This is a genomic window from Variovorax rhizosphaerae, assembly GCF_037889975.1.
GTDB classification, from domain to species: Bacteria; Pseudomonadota; Gammaproteobacteria; order Burkholderiales; family Burkholderiaceae_C; genus Variovorax; species Variovorax rhizosphaerae.
The window spans coordinates 22765-48497 of the sequence record NZ_JBBKZT010000021.1 but is presented as its reverse complement, the minus strand read 5'-3'; the positions used below and the strand labels follow the sequence as shown (position 1 = coordinate 48497).

General features: G+C 65.0%; 22 protein-coding genes and 1 pseudogene. 15 read left to right on the top strand and 8 right to left on the bottom strand.

All coding sequences use genetic code 11. The annotated features are described in order from the left end of the window. Positions 1-4: 4 nt before the first annotated feature. The 3 genes from WKW82_RS32025 to WKW82_RS32015 all read left to right on the top strand — a co-directional run bounded on the left by WKW82_RS32025 (position 5) and on the right by WKW82_RS32015 (position 2406). Positions 5-775: an ABC transporter substrate-binding protein gene (locus tag WKW82_RS32025; protein ID WP_340346947.1), complete on the top strand. Its 771-nt coding sequence runs from the start codon at positions 5-7 to the stop codon at positions 773-775. Positions 776-816: 41 nt separating this feature from the next. Beyond that, a complete protein-coding gene (locus tag WKW82_RS32020) occupies positions 817-1800 on the top strand; it encodes a Bug family tripartite tricarboxylate transporter substrate binding protein (protein ID WP_340346880.1) in 984 nt (327 codons plus the stop codon). Between the two features lie 114 nt (positions 1801-1914). Then, positions 1915-2406 (top strand): cupin domain-containing protein, encoded by a 492-nt coding sequence (locus tag WKW82_RS32015; protein WP_340346878.1) that lies wholly within the window; start codon positions 1915-1917, stop codon positions 2404-2406. 18 nt (positions 2407-2424) lie between these two features. On the opposite strand, the gene WKW82_RS32010 is transcribed toward WKW82_RS32015, so the two are convergent. Continuing rightward, complete coding sequence (locus WKW82_RS32010; protein WP_340346877.1) at positions 2425-3378, bottom strand: bifunctional helix-turn-helix transcriptional regulator/GNAT family N-acetyltransferase; 954 nt, start codon at positions 3376-3378, stop codon at positions 2425-2427. 153 nt (positions 3379-3531) lie between these two features. On the opposite strand from WKW82_RS32010, the gene WKW82_RS32005 reads away from it, so the two are divergent. The 3 genes and pseudogenes from WKW82_RS32005 to ctlX all read left to right on the top strand — a co-directional run bounded on the left by WKW82_RS32005 (position 3532) and on the right by ctlX (position 7554). Continuing rightward, complete coding sequence (locus WKW82_RS32005) at positions 3532-5886, top strand: YgiQ family radical SAM protein (RefSeq protein WP_340346876.1); 2355 nt, start codon at positions 3532-3534, stop codon at positions 5884-5886. Between the two features lie 450 nt (positions 5887-6336). After that, positions 6337-6558 (top strand): annotated as a pseudogene (locus WKW82_RS32000) (ornithine cyclodeaminase); the annotation flags it as partial. Positions 6559-6618: 60 nt separating this feature from the next. Next, positions 6619-7554: a citrulline utilization hydrolase CtlX gene (ctlX, locus tag WKW82_RS31995; RefSeq protein WP_340346875.1), complete on the top strand. Its 936-nt coding sequence runs from the start codon at positions 6619-6621 to the stop codon at positions 7552-7554. 255 nt (positions 7555-7809) lie between these two features. On the opposite strand, the gene WKW82_RS31990 is transcribed toward ctlX, so the two are convergent. Both WKW82_RS31990 and WKW82_RS31985 read right to left on the bottom strand, forming a co-directional pair. Beyond that, complete coding sequence (locus WKW82_RS31990) at positions 7810-9078, bottom strand: porin (RefSeq protein WP_340346873.1); 1269 nt, start codon at positions 9076-9078, stop codon at positions 7810-7812. 133 nt (positions 9079-9211) lie between these two features. After that, entirely contained in the window at positions 9212-10162 is a 951-nt protein-coding gene (locus WKW82_RS31985; protein ID WP_340346872.1) for a Bug family tripartite tricarboxylate transporter substrate binding protein, read from the bottom strand. A 267-nt stretch (positions 10163-10429) separates the two neighbouring features. Between WKW82_RS31985 and WKW82_RS31980 the strand changes: the two genes are divergently transcribed. Beyond that, entirely contained in the window at positions 10430-11782 is a 1353-nt protein-coding gene (locus WKW82_RS31980; RefSeq protein ID WP_340346871.1) for a class-II fumarase/aspartase family protein, read from the top strand. Between the two features lie 26 nt (positions 11783-11808). Further along, complete coding sequence (locus WKW82_RS31975) at positions 11809-12921, top strand: GntR family transcriptional regulator (protein WP_340346869.1); 1113 nt, start codon at positions 11809-11811, stop codon at positions 12919-12921. Between the two features lie 127 nt (positions 12922-13048). On the opposite strand, the gene WKW82_RS31970 is transcribed toward WKW82_RS31975, so the two are convergent. Then, positions 13049-13537: an Lrp/AsnC family transcriptional regulator gene (locus WKW82_RS31970; protein WP_340346867.1), complete on the bottom strand. Its 489-nt coding sequence runs from the start codon at positions 13535-13537 to the stop codon at positions 13049-13051. Between the two features lie 111 nt (positions 13538-13648). Between WKW82_RS31970 and WKW82_RS31965 the strand changes: the two genes are divergently transcribed. The 7 genes from WKW82_RS31965 (at position 13649) to WKW82_RS31935 (ending at position 22319) form a co-directional block, all read left to right on the top strand. Further along, a complete protein-coding gene (locus WKW82_RS31965) occupies positions 13649-14680 on the top strand; it encodes a histone deacetylase family protein (protein WP_340346866.1) in 1032 nt (343 codons plus the stop codon). Between the two features lie 42 nt (positions 14681-14722). After that, positions 14723-15802, top strand: a complete 1080-nt coding sequence (locus WKW82_RS31960) for an ornithine cyclodeaminase (RefSeq protein ID WP_340346864.1) — start codon at positions 14723-14725, stop codon at positions 15800-15802. A 34-nt stretch (positions 15803-15836) separates the two neighbouring features. Continuing rightward, a complete protein-coding gene (locus WKW82_RS31955; protein WP_340346863.1) occupies positions 15837-17048 on the top strand; it encodes a M20 aminoacylase family protein in 1212 nt (403 codons plus the stop codon). A gap of 57 nt (positions 17049-17105) precedes the next feature. Continuing rightward, on the top strand, positions 17106-18671 hold the full coding sequence (locus tag WKW82_RS31950; protein ID WP_340346861.1) for an ABC transporter substrate-binding protein: 1566 nt from the start codon (positions 17106-17108) through the stop codon (positions 18669-18671). 40 nt (positions 18672-18711) lie between these two features. Further along, positions 18712-19683: an ABC transporter permease gene (locus tag WKW82_RS31945; protein WP_340346860.1), complete on the top strand. Its 972-nt coding sequence runs from the start codon at positions 18712-18714 to the stop codon at positions 19681-19683. A gap of 159 nt (positions 19684-19842) precedes the next feature. Beyond that, positions 19843-20685 carry an ABC transporter permease gene (locus WKW82_RS31940; protein ID WP_340346858.1) on the top strand — a complete coding sequence of 281 codons (843 nt, stop codon included), beginning with the start codon at positions 19843-19845 and terminating at the stop codon, positions 20683-20685. Continuing rightward, positions 20682-22319: an ABC transporter ATP-binding protein gene (locus tag WKW82_RS31935; RefSeq protein ID WP_340346856.1), complete on the top strand. Its 1638-nt coding sequence runs from the start codon at positions 20682-20684 to the stop codon at positions 22317-22319. Before WKW82_RS31940 ends, WKW82_RS31935 begins: the two co-directional genes overlap by 4 nt. Positions 22320-22551: 232 nt before the next feature. Here the strand turns inward: WKW82_RS31935 and WKW82_RS31930 are convergent, their stop codons facing one another. From WKW82_RS31930 to WKW82_RS31915, 4 genes are all read right to left on the bottom strand, one after another. Then, positions 22552-23238 carry a cysteine hydrolase family protein gene (locus tag WKW82_RS31930; RefSeq protein WP_340346855.1) on the bottom strand — a complete coding sequence of 229 codons (687 nt, stop codon included), beginning with the start codon at positions 23236-23238 and terminating at the stop codon, positions 22552-22554. Between the two features lie 82 nt (positions 23239-23320). Next, complete coding sequence (locus WKW82_RS31925; RefSeq protein ID WP_340346945.1) at positions 23321-23743, bottom strand: Lrp/AsnC family transcriptional regulator; 423 nt, start codon at positions 23741-23743, stop codon at positions 23321-23323. Positions 23744-23794: 51 nt separating this feature from the next. Next, positions 23795-24832 carry an alpha/beta hydrolase gene (locus WKW82_RS31920; RefSeq protein ID WP_340346853.1) on the bottom strand — a complete coding sequence of 346 codons (1038 nt, stop codon included), beginning with the start codon at positions 24830-24832 and terminating at the stop codon, positions 23795-23797. 114 nt (positions 24833-24946) lie between these two features. Beyond that, the gene (locus tag WKW82_RS31915) at positions 24947-25510 is read right to left on the bottom strand and encodes a lipid-binding SYLF domain-containing protein (RefSeq protein WP_340346852.1); all 564 of its coding nucleotides are present in this window, start codon (positions 25508-25510) and stop codon (positions 24947-24949) included. Positions 25511-25733 lie beyond the last annotated feature (223 nt).

The window sequence follows — 25733 nt, the reverse complement described above, 5'->3', positions numbered from 1 at the left end:
TCCCATGACCATCGATCCCCACCTCGTCTCCGCATTCGCACCCACCGGCCGGCTGCGTGCGTCCATCAACCTCGGCAATCCGATCCTGGCCAACAAGGACCCCGCGACCGGACTTCCACGCGGTGTCTCCGTCGACCTGGCCCGTGGCTTCGCGGCCCGGCTCGGCGTCGAACTTGAACTCGTCGTCTTCGATGCGGCAGGCAAGTCGGTCGAGGCGGTCGCCGACGAGCGCGCCGACATCGGCTTCTTCGCCATCGACCTGCAGCGCGGCGTGCACATCGCCTTTACAGCCGCCTATGTGCTGATCGAAGGCAGCTACCTCGTGCGCGAGGATTCGCCGATCCGCAGCAACGACGAGGTGGACCGCGAAGGCCGGCTCGTCGTGGTCGGCAAGGGCAGCGCCTACGACCTGTTCCTCTCGCGCGAACTGCGGCATGCGCACATAGTCCGCTCGCAAACCTCGCCGACGGTGGTCGACACCTTTGTCGTGCAACGGGCGGACGTGGCGGCCGGCGTGAGGCAGCAACTCGAGGCGGACGCGGCGCGACTGGGCGGACTCCGCCTGCTCGACGGTCGCTTCATGGTCATCCAGCAGGCCATGGGCACGCCGCGCAGCCGTGGCGACGAGGCCGCCGCGTTCCTCAGCGCCTACGTCGAGGAGATGAAGGCCAGCGGCTTCGTTGCCGCGGCATTGGCTCGCCATGGGATCGAGGGCGCATCCGTGGCGCCCCCCGTCGACCGCGCGGCCATCGACCCGGCGGCCCGCGCCATCTGAACCACCCCCTCTTTCACTCAACGCAATCCAGGAGACAAACCATGACGCAAATCATTCGACGCAACGCACTGCTCGCCCTTTTGGTCGCAGCCACCGGCCTCTGCGCCGCACCCGCGCTGGCCCAGCAGGACTACCCCAACAAGGCCATCACCATCATCGTCCCCTTCGCCGCCGGCGGAAACACGGACGTCAAGACACGCCTGGTGGCCCTGCAACTCGCCTCCATCCTCGGCAAGCCCGTGATCATCGACAACCGCCCCGGCGCCAGCGGCAACATCGGCATCGAGATGCTCGGCCGCGCCGCGCCGGATGGCTACACGATTGGCATGGGCAGCTTTGGCCCGCTGGCCGTCAACCCCTCGATCTATCCGAAGGTCAATTTCGACCCGAAGAGCTTCGTGCCCATCGTGCTGCTGGAGAAGAGCCCGCTGGTGCTCACCACGCCGACCGACAAGCCCTACAAGACCGTCAAGGATGTGGTCACCGCCGCCAGGGCCAAGCCCGGCGCGCTCAACATCGCGAACGCCGGCCCTGGTGGCGCACACCACCTGTCCGCGGAGCTGTTCGAAAGCGCGGCGGGCATCGACATGGTCGGCGTGCCTTTCAAGGGCGGCGGCCCCGCTTCGACCGCGCTGCTGGCCGGCCAGGTCGACCTGATGTTCGAACAGACCGGCGCGGCGATCCCGGCGATCCAGGCCGGCAAGATCCGCCCGATCGCCGTGACCTCGGCCAAGCGCCTCTCCACCATGCCCGACGTACCCACCTTCGCGGAAGCCGGCTATCCGCAGGTGCTGGTCTCCAACTGGATGGGCTACATCGCACCGAAGGGCACGCCGCCCACCATCGTCGCCAAGCTCCAGGCTGCGTTCGTCAAGGCGATCGACCATGCGGAGGTCAAGGAGCGCATCCTGTCGCAGAGCAACGAAGTCGGCGGCGGCACCGCGGCCGAGTTCGCGGCATTCATCGACAGCGAAAGCGCGAAGTGGTCGAAGCTGGTGAAGGAGCGCGGCATCAAGATCGAATGAGCGGGGCCGCGTCCTGCGTGCACGCCTGAAGCGGACGGGCGCGGGGTGACGGGGTCGCTGGATTTCGAGGGGGAAGAATGGAAGACTGCGTGACCCACGACCGCGGAGCCGCCCATGCCGCCCACTGCCCCGATCACTGACGCCAACCCCACCGTCGAAGAGATGCAGGCCCGCGTCGCGCGATTCCATTCGCTACAGCCCACGACGGACTACGTCGATGCGTCCATCCCGGGTTGCGAGCGGACGACTTACCGGGTGCTCGGCACGCAGCCCGCGGCGCCCCTCGCGGCCGAAGGCTTTCACCTCAACATCGTCTGCTGTGAACCCGGCAAGTCGGCGCCGCTGCACAACCACCTGACGCAGGAAGTGTTCGTCGCGCTGTCGGGGCGGTGGGAGATCTTCTGGGGCCCGACCGGCGAGCGCAGCGTCGTGCTCGAAGCCTGGGACACGGTGACGATTCCGCCGGGTGTTTCGCGCGGCTTCCGCAACATCGCGTCGGAGCCTGCGTACTTGATGGGCATGGCCAGCGGCAAGGACCCGGGCAACATCAACTGGCCGACACAGGTCCGTGCCGCGGCGGCAGCGGTCGGGGTCACCTTGCCGTAGCGCCGGCCGTCGCCATCACTACAGCTTCAACTCCCACGTCTCCCCGACAAGCTGCTGCCCGAAGCCTTCGTACGGCTCCGACTTCGTCAGCTTGAACCCGCGCGCCGCATAGATGCCACGCGCCGCTGACAGGCAACTGTTGGTCCACAGCACCATCTTCCTGTAGCCCTTGCGCCGCGCGAAGGCGATGCATTCGTCGGTGAGTTTCGCCCCCAAGCCCAGGCCGCGTGCCTGGGGCGTGAGGATCAGCATTCGCAATTGCGCCGTGGTCGGCGACTTGCGCACCACGAAGACCGCGCCGACGCGCTCGCCATTCAGGTCCGCGATCCAGCAGCGCTCCCATTCGGGCTGGAACTTGCGCAGGTACTCGGCGGCGATTTCGGCGACGAGTGCCTCGAATTCGCTGTTCCAGCCGTATTCGCGGGCGTAGGTCTCGCCGTGCTGCTGCACCACCCAGCCGATGTCGCCGGGCGCCGGATCTCGCAGGACCGCGGTCGCCGGCCTCACCGCGCTCACGCGGGCCGGGTCGAGCAGGGCCTGGACGGTGTTCATCGCGTCGACCACCTTCTGCCGGTCGGGGGCGGCCAGCGGCGCCAGCAGGTGCGCGGCCTCGTCGCGCGACTTCTGCTGCAGCGGCGCGAACACTGCGTGTCCGGCCTCGGTCAACGCCAGCAGGCTCTGCCGTGCGTCGCCCGGGTGCGGCGCGCGCGCCAGCCAGCCGGCCGAATCGAAGCGACGCAGGATGCGGCTCAGGTAGCCGGCGTCCAGGCCCAGGGCCTTTCCGATCTCGCTGGCGACGGGCTTTTCACGGTGCGCCAACTCGTACAGCACGCGCACATCGGTGAGCGACATATCGCTGCCCAAGTAGGGATCGAGGGCGCCGATGCGGGCGGTGTAGAAGCGATTGAACTGCCGCACAGCCTTCACGGCGGCGGCTTCCGGCGGGGTCTGGGAAAGGCTCATGATTGCCATTGTCATATGAATTGATTGACTAAAGCAATCAAATGACAGGGCGGATGCACGTTCCGGATGGCCTTTAGGGCGACAAACCTACGGTGAAACCCTAAAATGGCGGGTTGCCCGCTCCGGGCCCACATGGCGTTGCATGCGCCAACCCGCATTTCAATGAACGCTCCTGTCGACGTCTCCTTCTTCCATCGTGCTGCCAAGCCGCTGACCAGCTACCGCAAGTACTGGGCGGCCCGCTTCGGCACGGCCAAGTTCCTGCCAACCTCGCGCAAGGAGATGGAGGCGCTGGGCTGGGACAGCTGCGACATCATCGTGGTCACCGGCGACGCCTACGTCGACCATCCGAGCTTCGGCATGTCCGTGATCGGCCGCATGCTGGAAGGGCAGGGCTTCCGCGTCGGCATCATTGCGCAGCCCGACTGGCAGAGCGCCGAGCCCTTCAAGGCGCTGGGCAAGCCGAACCTGTTCTTCGGCGTGACGTCGGGCAACATGGATTCGATGATCAACCGCTACACGGCGGACCGGAAGATCCGCAGCGACGATGCCTACACGCCCGGCGACGTCGGCGGCAAGCGGCCTGACCGCGCGGCCATCGTCTATTCGCAGCGCTGCAAGGAAGCCTGGAACGACGTGCCGATCGTGCTCGGCGGCATCGAAGGGTCGCTCCGCCGCATCGCGCACTACGACTACTGGTCGGACAAGGTGCGCCGCTCGATCGTGGTGGACAGCAAGTGCGACCTGCTGCTGTACGGCAATGCCGAGCGCGCGATTGTCGAGGTGGCGCATCGCCTGGCCGCCAAGGAGCCGATCCAGCAGATCACCGATGTGCGCGGCACGGCCTTCGTGCGGCGCGATACGCCGGAAGGCTGGTTCGAGATTGATTCGACCAGCGTGGACGAGCCGGGGCGCGTCGAGGCGCATGTGAACCCGTACCTCATGGTGTCGGAGCAGGCCAAGGCCAACGGCGCGACCTGTGCGCGCGAAGACGAGGCGCAAGCCGTCGCCGACGTGGCCAACCAGGCCAACCCCGCGATCAAGCCGATCAATTTCGTGCCGAATCCGCGCGTCCGGCTCAAGGTGCCGCCGCGCGACCACTCGGTCATCCGCCTGCCTTCCTATGAACAGGTGCGTTCCGACCCGGTCCTCTACGCCCACGCCAACCGCGTGCTGCACCTGGAGACCAACCCCGGTAACGCCCGCGCCTTGGTACAAGCCCACGGCGAAGGCACGACCGCGCGAGACGTCTGGATCAACCCGCCGCCCATCCCGCTGACCACGGCCGAGATGGACTACGTGTTCGACCTGCCCTACGCCCGCAGCCCGCACCCGCGCTACGCCGACGAGCAGGGCAGCCACGACGGCGCGACCAAGATCCCCGCGTGGGAAATGATCCGCTTCAGCGTGAACATCATGCGCGGCTGCTTCGGCGGCTGCACCTTCTGCTCCATCACCGAGCACGAAGGCCGCATCATCCAGAGCCGCTCGGAAGAATCGATCATCAAGGAGGTCGAGGCCATCCGTGATTCGGTCAAGGGCTTCACCGGCACCATCTCCGACCTGGGCGGGCCGACCGCCAACATGTACCGCCTCGGCTGCAAGTCGCCCGAGATCGAGGCCGCCTGCCGCAAGCCCAGCTGCGTCTATCCGGGCATCTGCCAGAACCTCGGCACGAACCACGATCCGCTCATCAAGATCTACCGCCGTGCGCGTGCGCTCAAGGGCATCAAGAAAATCCTGATCGGCTCCGGCCTGCGCTACGACCTCGCGGTCCAGAGCCCCGAGTACGTGAAAGAGCTGGTGCAGCACCACGTCGGCGGTTACCTCAAGATCGCGCCCGAGCACACCGAGCAGGGCCCGCTCACCAAGATGATGAAGCCGGGCATCGGCAGCTACGACAAGTTCAAGCAGCTGTTCGAGAAGTTCAGCGCCGAGGCCGGCAAGAAGCAGTACCTGATCCCGTACTTCATCGCCGCGCATCCGGGCACCAGCGACGAGGACATGATGAACCTCGCGGTCTGGCTCAAGAAGAACGGCTTCCGTGCCGACCAGGTGCAGACCTTCTACCCGAGCCCGATGGCCACGGCCACGGCGATGTACCACTCCAACAAGAACCCGCTGCGCAAGATCACGCGCGACAGCGAGACGGTGGACATCGTGCGCGGCGACAAGCGCCGCCGCCTGCACAAGGCCTTCCTGCGCTACCACGATGCCAACAACTGGCCGCTGCTGCGCGACGCGCTGAAGGCCATGGGCCGTTCCGATCTGATCGGCAACGGCAAGCACCACCTGATCCCGACCTGGCAGCCGCTGACCGATGGCAGCTACACGAGCGCGCGGCGCAGCAACTCCAGCGCGTCGGCCGAGAAGGTGAAGTCGTCGCCGGTCACCAAGGGCCGCCTGCTCACGCAGCACACCGGCTTGCCGCCGCGGGACAACGGCTCGGGTCGGCCTGTGGCTGGCAAGAAGTCCGTAGCTGCACCCAAACCCATGCGGAAGAGCCGCGGCGTCTGAGGCAGCCCGGCGTCGCCACACGGCCCGACGCCCCGGCCCTGCAGGGCTGGCTCATCCATGACACGGCTTATTCGACCGCAAGATCCGAAATGAAGCGCTCGCGTCGCCCTTGATCAGGTCCCGCTTCAACCCGTTGCGCTTGAACCGCGAGCGCAACCCGTGAGTCTTGATGCGCCGTGGGACCGGTAGCCCGCGCTGGATGCGGGCGCGGCGACTGCATCCAAAGCGGCGCTGGCTCGTGCCGGGTTTTACCCGCGTGCGCTTCTTGTCAGTCAGCGTGCCTTGCGCAGCCCACGACCGGTATGGTCCATCTGGCGTAATGCAATTTGCAATGAGCAAAGTGCAAGTACCAAGCAAAAAGATGACAAGTTGAACGGTTCAAAGTGGCGCCGCACGTCGGAACAATCTCTCCTGTCGCAGCTTGCAAGCGAACCCTGACAAGGAGAAATCATGACCCGCTTCGTAGACGTCCCGACGATGTCCCGCCTGGTGCAGGAGATCGGTGTCACACAGTTCATAGGTGACCTTGCCGACTCCATTCAGGAGGACTTCATCCGTTGGCCGGATTTCGAGAAGTCCGCACGGGTGGCCAATCATTCGGAGATCGGTGTCATTGAGCTGATGCCGGTTTCGAATGCCAAGCGCTACGCGTTCAAGTACGTCAATGGACATATGCGCCGCGTGGCGTGAGCGGCGTTGTTCCATCGAGATTCCCCGGAAAGGCCCGCTGCAATGCCCTCCATCTGCTCTGTCCAGGCACCGCGTGCCGTCGTGATGGTGCGGCCGCACAAGTTCACGCCCAACGCGGAAACCGCTGCCGATAACGCTTTCCAGAAAGTCGCCGCGCGCGACCAGGCCCGGGCTGTTGCCGAGTCCGCCTGTCGCGAGGTCACCGCCGCCGCCGAGCGGCTTCGGGCCGAGGGCGTGCGTGTGCACCTGTTCGATGACCTGGGCGAACGCGAAACGCCCGATTCGGTGTTCCCGAACAACTGGTTCTCCACGCATCCGGGCGGGCATGTCGCGATCTACTCGATGTTCTCGCCCAACCGCCGCCGCGAGCGGCGCAGCGATGTGATCGAGATGCTCAAGGCGGAGTACCGCGTGCAGGACGTGATCGACTATTCCGGCCTGGAGCAGGACGAGCTGTTCCTTGAAGGCATCGGCGCCATGGTGTTCGATCACCTCGAGCGTGTCGCGTATACGGCGCGGTCCAAGCGCGCCGACCCGGTGCTATTGGAGCGCTTCAGCACGCACTTCAACTACGAGCCGATGTGGTTCGACACGGCAGACGCCGCCGGCCAGCCGATCTACCACACCAACGTGTTGATGTGCGTTGCCACGGAGTTCGCCTTGATCGGCATGGACACGATCAGCGACCCGCGCCGTGCGAGTGAAGTGCGGTCTCGTCTGGAGCAGTCTGGCCGAGAGATCATCGCGTTGAGCCATGCACAGATCGCGGAGTTCGCCGGCAACGCGATCGAACTCTCGGGTCGGGACGGGCGCATCCTCGCGTTGTCCCGACGTGCCTGTGACAGCCTGACGACCGATCAGAAAGCCCGCATCGCGCGCACTGCGCATTTGGTCCCGTTGGCGGTGCCGACGATCGAAATGGCCGGTGGATCTGTGCGCTGCATGATGGCCGGCATTCACCTTTCGCCTCGGCACTGACCGGGGTCCAAACCGCAAGGAGCGGACGGAAATTGCCGGGGACAAGTCCCGTTCAGCCGCCGTGCGCGAGCGCTTTGTTTGCTGCAAGCGCGAGCTTCACGCAGGACCGGACCAGGCGCCGCGCTTGCGCCATCACAGCGGCCTGCCGCACCGGAACCGCAGGCCGTGGCCGAGGTGATTCAGCAGGCGCCCAGTTGCGATCCCGGAGATGGCCACGCGCGATGCGTTCATCCGGAAGATTCCGGACGCCCTGTATCAGAACGCGTGCCGGAACCCGAAGTCATAGCCCATCGACGAGCGCGGCGCATAGCCCTGCACGCCGGCCCCGGTCGACAGGTAGGTCAGGCCGCCGCCCGTGGTGCTGCCCATGACGACCGGATTGTTCTGGCCGTCCTTGATCTGTACCTTGGCAACGGTGGCGTAGAACGCGGTCCTCTTCGACAGGTTGTACACATAGCCGAGCGCCAGTTTCTGGGACGACGCATCCATGTCGGTGGAACCGACCGACAGCGGGGCGACTTCGGCGCCGGTGTCGAACTTGACCTTCGCATACGTCGCACGAAACTGTCCCGGGCCGACGGGTACGGTCACGCCGATCAGGCCGCCCTTGTACTTGTCCTTGATCCGCGTGATGGCGCTGATGCTGGTCGATTCGCGCTTGTCCTGCGTCTGCATCAGTTCGCCGTACAACTTGAGCGGGCCGAAGTCATAGGTGGCAATGACGCTGGCGATGTCGATCTTGTTGTTGACCAGGGCCGCGGCGACAAGCCCGTCCGCAGCCTGGCTGGACCCATAGGCGATCGCCACATCCACCGGGCCGCGGGCGTAGCCGAAGCGACCACCGAAATAGCGGCCGGTCGATGATGGTGCTTGCGGCGCATTGCTGAGCTTGACGGTCTCAGGCAGCCCGTACATCAGCTGCCCATAGAAGCCGCCAAGGCCTGGCGGCAGGAAGTAGCCGATGCTGTTGCTGGCGCGGGTGTAGTGGTCACTTGCGGCGACGGGGGAGCCGGGGCCGCGCAGGGTTGCGAGATTGGCGCCGAGGGAGCCGAACAAGGTCGCACCCACCCCGCTGTTGACCCATGGATCGGCGATGAGATCGTTGGTGTAGATCGGCGTGAAGTCACGGCCCAGGCGGATCTCGCCGAAGCCGCCCGACAGGCTCAAGGTCGAGCGGCGATTGAAGCCGATGATGCCACCGGGGGCGGTGCCCAGTCCGGTGTCGTTGGCCAGCGCGGCTTCCAGCCAGAAACTGGCAGCGAGCCCGCCGCCCAGATCCTCCGTGCCCCGGAATCCCAGGCGACTGCCGGAGTTGCCGCCCGTCGACATCGCCCACTTGCTTCGTGTCACGTTGTCAGGAGCGAACAGAGGCGCCGCCATGAGCGGATTGTTCGTGTAGCGATTGCTCTTCGTTTCGTAGTAGCTGATGCCCGCATCCATCACGCCGAACAGCGTCAGGCTCGATTGCGCCGAAGCCGTACCTGCGACCGCCAGCGTGGCCAGCGCGGCCAAAGTTGCTTTCATTTCAAGTCTCCCTGGTTGTGAAAATGACCCGGTGGGAAAGGTCGCAGCGGCAAGCGCGAAGGCGCGCGCGGCATTTGTTCAAGTGGTGATCCGCGCGTTGCGGTCTCGAGTCTTGCGGCCGGCCGCCGACTCATCATTCGGTGGTGATCTTCAGCGTCTTGACGACGTCGCGATAAAGCGCCGCTTGTGACTTCATGAATGTGCGCAGCCCCGCGCCATCGAGGGATGCAACGGCAAAGCCCGCATCGGAGAGCTTCTTGCGCAAGTCCGGGCTTTCCAGTGCCTGCGCCAGGGCCTGCTCGTAGGCGGCAACAGTGGCCGGCGGTGTACCAGCCTTCAGGAACAGCCCTTGCCAGATCGGCAGCGAGACATCGCTGAAATCCTTTTCCTCACTGATGGACTTGACCTGCGGAAGCTGTGGAGGCCGCGGCGCATCGGAAACGGACAGCGCCTTGATGGTGCCGTCCTTGAGGAAGGGCAGGGCCGTGGAAAGCGCCAGCACCGCACCGTCGACTTGCTCCCCCGCGAGGTCGGTCACGATCTGGGCGCCACCGCGATAGGGGATGGGCGTCATCGAGACCTTGTAGCGAAGGCTGATGATCGAGCCATAGATGTGTTGCGAAGTGCCGATGCCCGGCACCGCATAGTTGAACGCCGTCTTGTCTTTCTTTCGCAGGCCTTCAATCAAGTCCGGCAGGGTGTTGTAGGGCGACTTCTTGTGCACCGCGAAGATCAGCGGACTGGTGGCGATCCGTCCCACGGGAATCAACGCCTTCTCCCAGTCCAGCTTGGCATGCGGGTTGACCATGGGCGTCAGGATCGTGTCGCTGCCGCCCAGATAGATGATGCTGCCGTCGGCAGGGCCGTTGGCGGCCTTGTTCGCGGCGAGGATGCCACTGGCCCCGGGCAGGTTCTCGACGATCACCTGGCGCTTGAGCGCCGTGGACAGCGCCGTCGCCGTCACGCGGGCCACGCTGTCGGAACTGCCGCCGGCGGAGTAGCCCACGATCATGGTGATCGGCTTCTCCGTCTGCGCTTGCGCCGTGCCCATCGCGCATGCCGCGGCCACCAGCAACAGGAACATGGAGCGCACTGACCGAACTGGCGCGCAGGAAGGTGCTGAAGACCGTGGGAAAAGCTGTTGCGGTTGGATCTCGGGGCTGGAACGCATTGTCTTTGTCTCCTTGAGGGGTTCAGGGCTCGAATCGTGGTCGGGTGAGCGAAGTGTATTCGAACAATATGCATTGTAGCAATGCAATATGTTAAGATTTACCAACCGACCCCGCTCGCGGACCTCATCCACAGGCGCCATGCGTGGGCCCCCACCAGCAAAGCAAGCATCGGAGACAGCATGCACATCGGAATGTTCGAGTCCTTCGTCACACGACATTGGTTCAACAGCGAAGCCAAGGAAGCCTGGAGCGACGTCGCCACGTTGCAGGCCTGGCTCGACGTGGAAGTCGCGCTGGCAAATGCGCAGGCCGAGGTGGGGCTGGTCCCGCTGGAAGCCGCCCGGCGCATCGAAGCCAAGGCGGATGCCGGCCTGTTCGACCTCGAACGGCTGTCAAGCGACATCGCCTTTGCCCAGCACCCGTTCGTGCCGGTGCTGCATCAGTTCGAGGCCCTGTGCGGCGAACCCGCGGCCGGCTTCATCCACTGGGGCGCGACCACGCAGAACATCTTCGACACGGCTTCGTCACTGCAGATGATGAAGACGCACACGCTTTTGACAGGGCACCTGGATGCCGCCATCGAAGCACTGTGCGCGCTGGCGGCCCGGCACAAGCACACGGCCCAGGCGGGCCGCACGCACGGCCAGCACGCACTGCCGATGACCTTCGGGTTCAAGGTCGCCGCATGGGTCGACGAACTCGACCGTGACCGGCGTCGCCTGGCCGAGCGCTGCAAGGATTCTTTCGTCGCTTCGATGGGCGGCGCCATCGGCACCTACGCTGCCTGCGGCCCCCTGGGTCGGGCGGTCGAGGCCGGCATGGCCGCGCGCCTGGGCCTGCAGCCCGCCGGCATGGCGATGCGATCGTCCTATGACCGGGTCAATGACTATGTTTCAGCCCTGGGCCTGCTCATGGGCACCGTCGAGAAGATCGCGCAGGACGTGGTCTTCATGCAGCGCACGGAAATCGGCGAAGTCAGCGAGGCCTTTCACCTGGGCAAAGTGGGCAGTTCCACGATGGCGCAGAAGCGCAACCCGGCCACGGCACTCTTGCTCACCAGCCTGACCCGCCTGCTGCGCGCCCGCATCCCGGCCATGCTGGCGTCCATGGTGCGCCTGGACGAGGGCGATTCCTCGGCCACCAATCTTTGCGAGGCGTTGCTGCCGGAGATCGCGATCATCGGCGTGTCGGTTGCCGAGACGCTGGCCGGATTGAGCCGGGGCCTGGTGGTGAACCCGGACGCGATGCTGCGAAACCTGGACGTGTCGAACGGACTCATCGCCTCCGAGGCCCTGATGATGCGATTGGCCCAAACGATGGGCCGCCACGAGGCGCACCAGCTCTTGTACGACGCCGCGCAGCGCGCGCAAACGGAACGCATTCCGTACATCGCCGCCATCGAGCAGCATCCGCTGCTGGCCGCGCACCAATTGCCGGAGAACTGGGCGGAGGCCCTGACGCCTCAGAACTATGTGGGCGCCTGCGCAGAGCTGGTCGACGACGCCATCGAACGGGCTGGCCGTCAACGTTAGAAAGCACCGTATGGTGTAATGTATTGATGGCAGATACACCTTCAGCGCTTCACCGATATCTCGACGAACTGGCGCGAGATGCCGAGACCGGGGATCGGTTGCCGAGCATTCGTGACCTCATGCGGCGCTTCGGCGTGTCCCAGGCGATCGTGACGCGTGCTTTCGATGCGCTTCGCGAACGAGGGGCGATCTCATCGGAAGTCGGGCGCGGTACTTTTTTCCAGGCCAGCGAAGCCCGCGTCGAGCGACAAGCCGTCGCATTGCCTGCCAACCGGTCCGTCCTGCTGTTGCATCGCACGGTCAGCCTCCAGCGCAGTCGAGCCCTCATCCAGGGTCTGCAGCGCCGCTTCACGGATGCGGGGCATCGGGTGCTGGAGGTGTCCTACACCGACTCCGAGCATGCACACGAGGTGCTGCGCGGGCTGCCTTCCTTCGACGCGTGCCTGATCCAGTCGATGTTTGAGACCATCACGATCCGCATGCTGGCGACCTTGCGAGACAAGGCTTCCGTGCTGGCAGTGGATGGAGCCGTGCTCGCGGGGCTCGATGTGGACGCCGTGGGCATCGAATGGGGCGAGCCCCTGGCCGCGGCCACGGATCTCTTGCAGAGGCGCGGGCACCAGCGCATCGCCTATGCCACCACGGCACACCCTTTCCTCGCCAACCAGTTGGGGCTCAAGCGCTGGGCTCAACTGCGCAATGCCCAACCCCAGCTGGATTTGCAGACGCTGGCTGTGCCCAAGCTGTCCTACGAGGACTACGAAGCCGCCCTCGTCGACCTCATCAAGACCAGGCAGGATGCGGCGGGGCAGCTTCCCTTCAGCGCACTGGTGTGCTGGGGCATCGAGGACGGCAACAGGTTCCGGGACTTGTTGTCCGGGCGGGGCATCGAGATTCCGACGGACTTGAGCGTTGTGTTGCTGGGACGTACCGACCTCATCAACGAACACGCCGGCTTCTTCGAGACCTTCGGCTGCAGCGTCGCCGATCAGGTCGATTTGTTGTACCAGGCGATCCATCGCAGGTGGGAGCGGCCAACGCGGCCCTACCTGCTGGAACTGCTGCCCCTGATGCATCGCGTGGGGAGCTCCGTGGCCAAGCCCCAGGACCGCTCGATCGCTGTCGCTGGCGCCACGTGATGGCTCGCTTGCCGGCGGTGCTGAACCGCATCGGACCCCTCGCCGTTCATATGCGGCGGCTGAAAGTCAAGCTTCCCTGAAGCGCCTGGTCACTGGACGGCGTCCACCGATGGCGTCGCTTGGCGCCTCAGGGCTTGGGTACGGGAATGCGCGCCGAAGCCTTCACCTCCCGCAGCGACAAGCTCGACTTGATCGAGGTCACCCCCCGCTGCTTGCGAAACACCTGCTCCACGAACTCGCTGTACGCATCGAGGTCGGTCGCGAGGATCTGCAGAAGGTAGTCCGCATCGCCCGTGATCTTGTGGCATGAGAGCACCTCGGGCAGCAACATCATGGCCTTCTCGAACTTGTCCGGCGCATCGTCCGCATGCATGCCGAACTGGATCTGCACGAAGGCCAGCACATCGAGCCCCAGCATGCGCCGGTCGAGATTCGCCTGGTAGTCCTTGATCACGCCCTCGTCCTGCAGGCGCTTGCGCCGACGCCAGCAGGGCGTGACGCTCAGCGACAGCTTCTCTCCAAGGGCCGCGTTCGAGATGGCGCCATCGGCCTGCAACAGATCGAGCATTGCAAGGTCAATGTCATCCAAAGGTGGCAAAGGGCGATTTTTCTTCATACGGATTCTTATGTGGTTGAAACGTCCAAAAATCATAGGCAATCTCGTCGAAATAGCAATGTTTTTGCAAGTATGAAGCGATAAGATTTTGTCTCTCAACAGAGGGCAACGATGCTTACCGTTTTCAGTTCTTCACACCATTTGCACCACGGCAAGGAACTCAAGGATGGCGCGCTGACGCCTTCCTTTGAAGAACCGGGTCGGGCGGACACCATCCTTCGCCGCGTGCGCGCGGTCGGCCTGGGCGATGTCATCGGGTGCCGGTCGTTCGGCGCCGAGAAATACATCGGCGCGCACAGCGAACGCTATGTGCAGTTCCTGTCGACCGCCTGGCAACACTGGAGCGCGGGCGGGCGCACCTCCGACGCGCTGCCGCTGGTCTGGCCCGTGCGCAACATGCGCGACGACATCGAGCCTTCGGTCATCGAAGGCAAGCTGGGCTACTTCTCCATGGACGCCGGCGCGCCGATCACGGCCCACACCTGGAACGCGGTCGCGGAAAGCGCCAACCTCGCGCTGACCGGGGCCGAAGTCGTGCTCGAAGGTGCACGCAGTGCATTCGCGCTTTGCCGGCCGCCGGGACACCATGCAGGCCGCGAGTACATGGGCGGCTATTGCTACCTGAACAACGCGGCCATCGCGGCATCCCATGCCTTGGCCAAGGGCGCCAGGCGCGTCGCCGTCCTCGATGTCGATTTCCACCATGGCAACGGCACGCAGGACATCTTCTATGAGCGCTCGGATGTGCTCACCGTCTCCCTTCACGGCGACCCGTCGGTGTCGTATCCGTACTTCAGCGGCAATGCCGACGAGCGCGGTTGCAACGGCGGCACGGGCTTCAACGTCAACCTTCCGCTCGCCCGAGGCACCGATTGGGCCGCGTACACCGAGGCATTGAAGGCCGCGTGCCAGGCGGTCGCTGCACACGCCCCGGATCTGCTGGTCGTCTCGCTGGGCGTCGACACCTTCGAGAACGATCCCATCAGCCATTTCCTGTTGAAGTCCGATGACTTCTTCAGGCTCGGCGAGCAGATCGCCGCCATTCAAGTCCCCACGCTCTTCGCGATGGAAGGGGGCTACATGGTGGATGAAATCGGCATCAACGCCGTCAACGTCTTGCAGGGCTTTGAAGCGCGCGGCTGAGCGGCTCCAACCCTCCGAACCCCAACCCACTACCCATCAGATATGACTCAATACATCGACGTTCAGGATGTCGCGGAAATCGTCAGGCGCGAAGGTCTTCCCCAGATGATCGGCGCCATGGCCGGCTACATCGAATCCGACTACCGCGACTGGGAGAACTTCGACAAGTCCGCGCGCGTGGCAAGCCATTCGACCGTGGGCGTCATCGAACTCATGCCGACGGCCAACGAGGCGCTCTATGCCTTCAAGTACGTCAACGGACATCCGCAGAACACATTCAACGCGCTGCCCACGGTGATGGCTTTCGGCGTGCTCGCCGATGTCGGAACCGGCTTTCCCTTGCTGCTCAGCGAGATGACGCTGCTGACCGCGATCCGCACCGCCGCCATGTCCGCACTGGCTGCCAGCCGCCTGGCGCGCAAGTCCTCGCGCACCATGGCCATGATCGGCAACGGCTCGCAGAGCGAGTTCCAGGCGATCGCGTTCCATTCGATGCTCGGCATTCGTGAGCTCCGCCTGTACGACACCGACCTCGAGGCCTCGGAAAAGCTCAAGCGCAATCTCGCTGCTTTCCCGGACCTCGAAGTCACGATTGCCAGGACCGCCGAGCAGGCCGTGCTGGGCGCCGACATCGTTACGACCGTCACCGCGGACAAGACCAACGCCACCATCCTGCGCCCTGAAATGGTGGAGCCGGGCATGCACATCAACGCGGTCGGCGGCGACTGCCCCGGCAAGACCGAACTGCATCCCGACGTCCTGCGCCTCGCACGCGTCGTCGTCGAGTACGAACCGCAGACGCGGATCGAGGGCGACATCCAGCAGATGCCGGCGAACTTCCCGGTGACCGAGTTCCACCAGATCGTTTCCGGTGCGCAGCCGGGCCGGACCAGCGAGCAGGAGGTCACGGTGTTCGATTCGGTGGGCTTTGCGCTGGAAGACTTCTCCGCGTTGCGCTATCTGCGCGACCTGGGCCAGCGGCATGGCGTGGGACATGAGTTAAACCTGGTTCCTACGCTCGCCGACCCCAAGAACCTTTATTCGCTGGTGCGGCAGGCCCCGTCGGAAGCCGGGGCGACGGAGGTGAAAGCCAAGGTCTCCGCCCAGGCGGCATTGGCCTGATCCCTCCAGCACTTCGAAGGAAAGCCTGCCCCCCATGAGCCATGTCCACGAAGTCATCGATGAAGGGCCGGTGCGCGAACTGCGCCGCCGCCTTCATGCCTGCGCCGAGCTCGGCTATGAGGTTCATGAGACCGCACAAGTCGTCAGCGAAGCGCTCGAATCCTGGGGTGTCGAAGTCACGCGCGGCATCGGCAGGACCGGCCTCGTCGGCACGCTCACCGGCCGTCCCGGCACCACGTCCATCGGCCTGCGCGCCGATATGGACGCATTGCCGATCCAAGAGGCCAACACCTTCGCGCACCGCTCGCACAACGACGGCGTCATGCATGCGTGCGGACATGACGGCCACATGGCGATGCTGCTCGGCGCCGCGCGCTACCTGGCCGCGCATCGCGACGAATTCAGCGGCACCGTGCACTTCATCTTCCAGCCGGCGGAAGAGGGCGGTGCTGGCGCCCGGGCCATGATCGAAAACGGGTTGTTCGAGCGCTTCCCGGTGGACGCGGTCTTCGGCGTACACAACTGGCCGGGCCTGCCGCAGGGCAGCATCGCGTTGCGCCCCGGTGGGTTGATGGCGTCGAGCAACCTCTTCAAGGTGCAGGTGCAAGGGACCGCGTGCCACGCGGCCATGCCGCACAACGGAGCCGATGCCCTGCTGGCCGCGTCGCAGATCGCGCTATCGCTGCAGACCATCGTCTCGCGGCGCTTGCGGCCGATCGACAGCGCGGTGGTGTCGGTGACGCAGATCCATTCGGGCAATTCCGATGGCATCGTGCCCGGCGCGGCATGGCTCAGCGGCGCGGTGCGCACCTTCGACGGCGCTGTCACGGACGCGATCGAGAAGCGCATCGACGAGGTCGCACGCGCGGCAGCGGCCTCCTTCGGCTGCACTGCAGAAAGCAGCTTCTTCCGGAGCTACCCGCCGACCGTCAATGACGCCTTCGAAGCGGACTATGCCGCCCAGGTCGCCACGCAGGTCGTCGGCGCCCAGAACGTCATCTTCCCTTGCGAGCCGACGATGGCTTCGGAGGACTTCTCTTTCATGCTGCAGGCCAAGGCGGGTTGCTATGCCTTCATCGGCAATGGCGCAGCCGACCAGGTCATCGACGGCAGGGCGCCAGGCCCCTGCGAACTTCACAACGCCAGCTATGAGTTCAATGACGAACTCATCCCGGTTGGCGTTCGCTATTTCGTACGGCTTGCCCGGTCATTCGGCGAGCGAGCAAGAAACCACAGAGGCGCATAGATGCTTTCACTTCAGAATCAGAGACAAACCACAACGAGCCCCAAGGAGGACTTTCCCATGCAACGACGCAATCTCATCAAACTCGGTGCCGCCACGGCCGGCATCACGCTCGCTGGCGTTCCGCTGCACCTGCTTGCAGCCGGCAGGTCCGGCGTGATCAATGCGGTGGTGCAACCCGAGCCGCCCGGCCTCATGCTCGGCATCCACCAGAACGGACCTGCCGCGCTGGTCGCCAGCAACATCTACGAAGGCCTGCTGCGCTACGACGAGAAGGTCAACCCGATGCCGGCACTGGCCGCGTCGTGGGCTTCGAACAAGGAAGGCACGGTCTACACCTTCAAGCTCAAGCCCGGCGTCACCTGGCATGACGGCAAGCCCTTCACCTCGGCGGACGTGGTGTTCTCCGCCGACGTGTTCCTGCGCAAGACCCATGCGCGCCTGCGCAACAACCTGGCAGCCGTGGAAAGCATCAAGGCGATCGATCCGCTCACGGTGGAGTTCAAGCTCAAGTACGCCTTCGCGCCCTTCATCTACATCTTCGATGCGGCCGCCATGCCGATGGTGCCCAAGCACATCTACGAAGGCACGGAGTTCGCCACCAACCCCGCGAACGCCACGCCGATCGGCACCGGTCCCTTCAAGTTCAAGGAATGGGTCAAGGGCTCGTTCATCCACCTGGTGGCCAACGACAAGTACCACGTGAAGGACCAGCCGCTGGTCGACAGCGTCTACTTCCACATCATCCCGGATGCGGGCGCGCGTGCCGCGGCCTTCGAGTCCGGCAAGATCGACCTGGTGCCGGGCGGCGCGGTCGAATACTTCGACGTGCAGCGGCTGGCCAAGCTGCCGGGCTGCGCCGTGACCCTCAAGGGCTGGGAGTTCTTCGCGCCGCAATCGTGGTTGTGGGTCAACAACCGCAAGGCGCCAATGAACAGCATCAAGTTCCGCCAGGCACTGATGCACGCGATCGACCGCGACGCGCTGTGCAAGGTGGCATGGCAGGGATTCGCCAAGCCCGCGACCGGTCCGTTCAACAGCAACATCAAGTTCGCCAACAGCGCCGACGTTGCGAAGTACCCGCGCAACCTCGACACCGCCAAGAAGCTGCTGGCCGAGGCCGGCTACAAGGGCGAGACGATCCGCCTGCTGCCCCTTCCCTATGGCGAGACCTGGAGCCGCACGGCCGAGATGGTGCGGCAGCACCTGACCCAGGCCGGCATCAAGATCGAGACGGCAGCCACCGACGTGGCCGGCTGGAACCAGAAGCTCGGCGACTGGGACTTCGACCTGGCCTTCACCTTCGGCTACCAGTACGGAGATCCGGCGATCGGCGTGGCGCGCAACTTCACCTCCAGCAACATTGCCAAGGGCTCGCCCTTCAACAACGTCGGGGGCTACAGCAACCCGAAGGCCGACGCGCTGTGGGACAGTGGCGCCAAGGAAATCGATACCGAGAAGCGCAAGGCCATCTACCTGGAATTGCAGAAGCTGCTGGTGGAAGAGGTGCCGGTGGCGTGGCTCTACGAGATCAACTTCCCGACGCTCTACCGCACCAAGGTCAAGAACTTCATCAGCTCGGGTGTGGGCCTCAACGACAGCCTGGGCGGCGCGTCCGTTTCGTGATGGCACGGTGGTCACACCCACGGCCTGATGGAGGCCGGAAATGAAGCGCGTGCAATTCCTGCTTACGCGCGTTCTGCAGGGGATGATGGCACTGTTGCTGATCGCCATCGTCAACTTCATGCTGGTGCGCGCCGCGCCGGGCGACCCGGCCTCGGTGCTGGCGGGCGAGGCCGGCGCTTCCGACCCGCAGTTCATCGCACAACTGCGCGAGCAGTTCGGGCTCGACCAGCCGATGACCACGCAACTGGCCACCTATGTCGGCAAGGTGCTGCACCTGGACCTGGGCTTCTCCTACCGGCAGCAGCAACCGGTGCTTGACCTCATCCTGGACCGCTTGCCCGCCACCTTGATGCTGACGGGCAGCGCCTTCGTGCTGTCGCTGCTGTTCGGGGTGACGCTCGGGGCGCTGTCCGCGCGGAAGGTCGGTACGTGGGTGGACAGTGCCATCACCGTGGTGGCGCTGGTCTTCTACGCGATGCCACCTTATTGGCTGGCGTTGATGGCGGTGCTGGTGTTCAGCGTGCAGTTCGGCTGGCTGCCGGGCTTCGGCTTCAGCACTGTGGGCTCGGGCTTGACTGGCTTCGCGCTGCCGCTGGACATCGCGAAGCACCTGGTGCTGCCTTCGCTCACACTGGCCTTGTTCTACATGGCGGTGTATGCGCGGATGACACGGGCCTCGATGCTGGAAGTGGCGCAGATGGACTTCGTGAAGACCGCGCGCGCCAAGGGCGTGCGGCCCAATCGCATCCTGCGTGCGCACGTGCTGCGCAACGCCTTGCTGCCGGTGGTCACGCTGGCGGGCATCCAGGCCGGCGGCCTGATTGGCGGGGCGGTGCTGGCGGAGACGGTGTTCGCCTGGCCCGGCATCGGCCGCCTGATGTTCGATGCGCTGCTGCAGCGCGACTACAGCCTGCTGCTGGGCGTGTTCCTTGTGACGGCCGCGATGGCCGTGCTGTTCAACCTCATCACCGACCTCGTGTACACGCTGGTCGATCCACGTATCGAGATCTAGAAATGAGACCACCCCCGAAGCGCCTGCGGCGCCTCCCCCTCAAGGGGGCGCAACCAGCGGCCCGGCAGAGCCGGTTCCGCGGTTGCTCCCGAACAGGCCGCCCTGTTCACCCCTTGTTCGTGTGTCACGGAAATCGCATCTGCGTCATGGAGAACTGAAATGCAAAGTGCATTCTGGCGGCGCTTCCGCCGCAACAAGGGCGCAGTGATCGGGCTGGCCGTGCTGCTGCTGGTGGCAGTGGTCGCGGGTATCGGACCGGCGTTCACCGAGAACGATCCGTGGGCCATGGTGCAGCAACCGTTCCTGCACCCGTGGACCGAGCCTGGCTTCGCGCTGGGCACCGATGCGCTGGGTCGCGACATCCTGTCGGGCGTGCTCTACGGGGCGCGCATCTCCCTGCTGGTCGGACTGGTGTCCACTGTCGTGGCGCTGCTCATCGGCGTGACGGTGGGTGCGTTGGCCGGCTACTTCGGCGGTTGGGTCGATGCGGGGCTGATGCGCTTCACCGAACTGTTCCAGTCGGTGCCGAGCTTTGCCTTGGCCATCGTGCTGGTCGCGATCTTCCAGCCTTCGATCTACTCGATCGTCTCGGCGATCGCGATCGTTTCCTGGCCGCCGGTGGCGCGGCTGGTGCGCGGCGAGTTCCTGACGCTTCGGCAGCGCGACTTCGTGCAGGCCGCCTTGCTGGCCGGGGAATCGACGCCGCGCATCATGCTGACGCAGATCCTGCCCAACGCCATGTCGCCCATCATCGTGATGGCCTCGCTGATGGTCGCGACGGCCATCCTGCTGGAGTCGAGCCTGAGCTTCCTCGGGCTGGGCGATCCCAACCAGATGAGCTGGGGCTACATGGTCGGCGCGGCGCGCACGGTGTTGCGCCAGGCCTGGTGGATGGCGGTGTTTCCGGGCGTGGCGATCGTGCTGACGGTGCTGGCCCTCAACCTGGTGGGCGAGGGGCTCAACGACGGGCTCAACTCGCGGCTCGACGGGAGGAGCAAATGAGCGGCAAACCAAGCATGCCGGGCCTGCAACCCGTGCTCGACGTGATCGGGCTCAGCATCTCGCTGCCCAAGGGTGCCGACCGCGCGCTGGCCGTGACCGAGGCGAGCCTGTCGGTGATGCCGGGCCAGACGCTGTGCGTGGTCGGCGAGTCCGGTTCCGGCAAATCGATGATCGCCAATTCGGTGATGGGCCTGCTGCCCAAGCCGGATGTGCAGCCCGTGGCGGGACAGATCCTGTTCGACGGCGTCGACCTGCTGAAGCTGACCGAGGACCAGATGCGCGAGCTGCGCGGGCGTCGTATCGGCATGGTGTTCCAGGAGCCGATGACGGCGCTGAACCCGGTGATGCGCATCGGCGACCAGATCGGCGAGGTGTTCGACGCGCACGGCAACGTGCCCGCGGCGGAGAAGCGGCGCCGCATCCTCGCGGCGCTGGCCGATGTGGGCTTGCCGGACCCGGAGCTGCTGATCGACAGCTACCCGTTCCGCCTCTCCGGCGGCCAGCGCCAGCGCGTGATGATCGCCTGCGCACTGGTGCTGGAACCGGTGCTGCTGATCTGCGACGAGCCGACCACCGCGCTGGACGTGACCACGCAGGCGCAGATCCTGAAGCTGATGCGCGAGCTGCAGGAGCGGCGCGGCACGGCGGTGCTGTTCATCACGCATGACTTCGGCGTGGTGTCCGAGATCGCGGACCATGTGGTCGTCATGCAGATGGGCACGATGGTCGAGTCCGGCCCTGCGCGCGAGGTGCTGGATTCACCGAAGCATCCCTACACGCGCAAGCTGATCGCGGCCATTCCCACGGGCATTGCCGAACGCGTCACGCCTGGCGGCGAGGTGGCCGAGGTGCTGAAGGTGGTGGATCTGTGCAAGACCTACAAGACGGGCAACGGGCTCTTCAAGAAGGGGCGCTCGGTGCAGGCGGCCCGCAACATCAACTTCAACCTGCGGCGTGGCGAGACGCTGGGCATCGTCGGTGAATCCGGCTCGGGCAAATCCAGCGTCGGCCGTTGCCTGGTCGGGCTGGCGCCTTTCGACACCGGGCAGATCCTGTTCAACGGACGCAGCCTGTCGAAGGGCTCGGAGTTCCGGCGCCAGGCGGGCGGCAAGATCCAGATGGTGTTCCAGGACCCGTATGCATCGCTCAATCCGCGGCACCGCGTCGGCGCGGCCATCGCGGGTGGACCGATCGCGCAGGGCGTGAGCAAGTCCGAAGCGATGGAGCGCACCGCGGCGTTGCTGAAGCTCGTCGGCCTCGGCGCGGACGCCGCGGAGCGCTACCCGCACGAGTTCTCCGGCGGCCAGCGACAGCGCATCGGCATCGCCCGTGCGTTGGCGATGCGGCCCGAACTGCTGGTGGCCGACGAGCCGGTGTCCGCGCTGGACGTGTCGGTGCAGGCGCAGGTGCTGGAACTGTTCGCCCAGGTGCGCGATCAGTTCAAGCTCGCGATGGTGTTCATCACGCACGACCTGCGCGTGGCCGGCCAGATGTGCGACCACATCGCGGTGATGCAGCGCGGTGCAGTGGTGGAGTATGGCGAGACGCACCGCGTGCTGGGCGATCCGCAGAACGCCTACACGCAGAAGCTGATCGAGGCGGTGCCGAAGCTGGCGTCTGCTGTGACGGCTTGAGCGTGGCGATTGCTTGATCAACCGGGCGTGCTGCAGGCAACTGCAGCACGCCCGTTCGCCTGCAGCGGGATGCCAGAGTGAAGCCGGGAGGGGACGCCGCTGGGCGCCTTGCGGCGCTCGCATTACTTCCCGTACTTCCCGATGCTTTCCGGTGCTTCCCGATGCTTTCCGGTGCGCCCGCTGCACCCGGTGCGCCCGCTGCACCCGGCGCGCCCCGCTGCACCCGCTGCGCCTATTCGTTGCCTTGACTGCGGCGAAGCTCAGGCCGGTCGCCTGCCACCAGGCTCAAGGCGTCGTGCGGCGCAAGCGCCGTGCAGAACTCGCCATGGAGGCTGGTGACCGACGCTGCATGCAGCGTTTCCGGGTCGCGATCCACTCCGTCGAAGCCGACGCGGTTCGTGGTGGAACACGCGTCCGGGACCAGATAGGTGTCGAAGCCCATGTTCCCCGCCATGCGCACGCTGGTCTCGACGCAAAAATTGGTGAAGAAGCCCACGACCACCAGGCGCCGGATGGCCCGCCGGTGAAGTTCAAGCTCGAGGCGAGTTCCGACGAAAGCGCTGTTGACGTCCTTCCACACGACCAGTTCGTCGGCGCGCGGAATCAGTTCATCGATGAAGGCCCCGCCAGGTTGATCCAGTTTCAACGGCGACACCGCTTGCCGGGAGTCATGCTGCGTATAGATCACGGGAAGGCCGGCTGAACGCCACGCTTCGAGCAGTTCCTTGATGCGCTGCTCGGCCTGCGGGTTGTTGCGCCGGCCGGTGGGGCCACCCCAATGGGTAAGGTCGTTGACGCCCTTTTGCACGTCGATCAGCAAGAGGGCGGTGTCGGGACTGAAACGGTTGATCATCGAGAAAGCTGTAGCGTGATTGAGGAGGGAAAAGTATCCCGCTCGTGCCCGCCAGATTGAACCCATCAATCTGTCAGGACGCAGCCCCGTTTGATTCAGAAAGATTGCCCGGGATGGCAATCTGCCAGGACCGGGACCAAGGGTGGAATTAGAGCTTGCGAGTGGCGAGCAGGATGCTCGTCTCCGTCATCGAAATCCCGTCCATGGCGCGGATCGAAACCAGCACGCGCTCGAACGCTTCCAGGGTGTCCGCCGCGATCTCTGCCATCAAATCCCACCGACCGTTGGTGGTATGCAGGGTTGTCACATTGGGATTGCCACGCAAGGCGCGGCTGACTTCCTCGCCGCAATTTCCCTCGATCGCGATGCCCATGATGGCGCGAATGCGGTGGGGCTGCGCTTCAGGGCGCAATCGAACCGTGTAGCCAACAATGATCCCGCCCGCTTCCAGCTTGGCGATCCGGTTCTGCACGGTTGCGCGGGCAACACGCAGCTTCTTCGCGAGCGCAACCGTGGACATGCGTGCGTCGTCGCGCAGCAGCGCGAGGAGTTGTCGATCTGTGTCATCCATCTGCGCTGGGGTGCTCATGTCCCGGGATTCCTGCAGGCCGTGGCGTTGCGCCTACTGCTTGATGCCCTGCTTGACCAGCCATTGGTCGATCAACCCGGCGACCTGGTCGGAGTTGCGATCCATCATCAGCATGTGCGTGTTGCCCTTGATGCCGAGATCGGGCAGCACGATGCGGTCGCCGATGCCACCCGCCGCGATCAGGTTGCCGCGGAACTTGTCCTGTGCCGCCGAGATGCGGCCCCAAAACGGGAACTTGCCGAGGTTGTCGCCCCACACCCAGAGCATCGGCACGCCCTTGACGCGCGCGAAGTCGAAGGTGTCCGGATTCGGAGAGCCCGACGTCTCCACAGCGACCAGCGCCTTCACCTTGTCGGGGTACCGGAGGGCAGAGTTGAACGCGAAGTTGCCGCCCTGGCTGTGCACCACGATCACGCAAGGACAGACCTTGTCGACGTACGCGTCGTAGGCCGCCTGCGTCGCCGCATCGTTGGTGCCCCAGCGCGGGATCGACTGCTTGGTGAACTGGTCGAAGGCGGCGATCGGGAACTGTGTGCCCGGCAAGGCCGTGCGCTGCGTGGGATCGGTGTTGTACGAATCGGTGTCGCCGATGCGGAACAGCTCCCAGGCTTCCTTCTTCGGGCGGAAGAAGGGCTCGCTCTTGAAGATCTCGGGGTAGCGCGCCCATGAGGCGCGACCGCGCTCGACCGCGTCGCTCACATAGACGTCGTAGCCGGCGTGCAGGAAGTAGCTCTCCCAGCCGGGCTTGCCGTCGGGCTTGGTCTCGAAGGTGGTGCCGGCCAGGCCGCCGCCGTGCCACAGCAGCAGGGGGTACTTCGCCTTGGGATTGGCCAGTCGCGTGTAGCGCGCGTAAAGCGACTCGACCTCGAAGTCGCCATTCGGATTGAGCTTGAGCGGCGGCGCACCCGGCGTGAAGGTCAGTTCCTTTTCCGGCAGGCCCGAGAGCGTCACGGCCCGGCCGCCCACATGGAAACTGCCGACCTCGGTGACCTGCAATGCGGGCGAGGCGCAACCGAACAATGCTGCCAAAGCCAAGCAAGCCGCGGTGCCGCGGAGGGCTCTTTTCTTCATGGTGTCTCCGATTCAAGAGCGCACATCATCCCGGAAAATGAAATTGGATGCGCCCGAGCGCGCCATGGTCGGCGCAGCCCAAAGGAGATCACCGGACCTCGGCGAGGCCGCGCACTACGGCTGCTGGTTCAACTGCGAATCCGGCAGGTAGCCCCCACCACCCCAGTTGGCCTGCAGCAGCAGGCCCGAATCGGTGAAGCTGTAGGTCGCGATGAAGGGGTTGAACGATTCGGCCATGCCGACGGAAGTGCCGCCGGGCTTGAGCTTCACCGTTGCGTCGGCCGATGCGGTGACGTCGGCGCCGACCTTCAGGAACTGGTCGAACACTTCCCGGTTCTTGAAGATCAGGACTTGCCGGAAGTCCTTGTAGCCGAGGCCCGGGCCCGTGCCGGCACGTCCGGCGAGCATGTAGGTGGCCTTCTTCGTCGCGTTGTCGACCATCACGCCGGTGCCCTTGGCAGTGACCAGCATCACGATGTTCATTTGCGAGGAGTCGAACACCGCGTAGCCGACGGCCTTCTCCAGTTCGTCGCGGGCTTCGGGCTTGTGTGCGAAGAGTTGCTCCAGCGTCTTGTCGCGCATGGCGAGGATGGTGGCGCGCTTCTCGGCGACCTGCGCTGGCGTGAGCGAGGACGAGGCGTTGGTGCCGTTGTTCGTCGAGCCGCTGGGGCCCGTCATGGAACTGCATGCTCCCAACAGCAGGGGAAGGACAAGTCCGAGAGAGGCGAGGCGTTTCAGTTTCATCTTCTATAGCTCCTTGCATGTGACAGTGAGCGCATTGTGTCAGTGGACGACAAGGATAGGGCGCCCGACGCCTGCGAAATGCCAGCACGCTTGCGCTGCCTGCGCCAACATGACTGTTGCTAATTGTTAACCCTATTCGTCAAAAAACGTCCCGTCG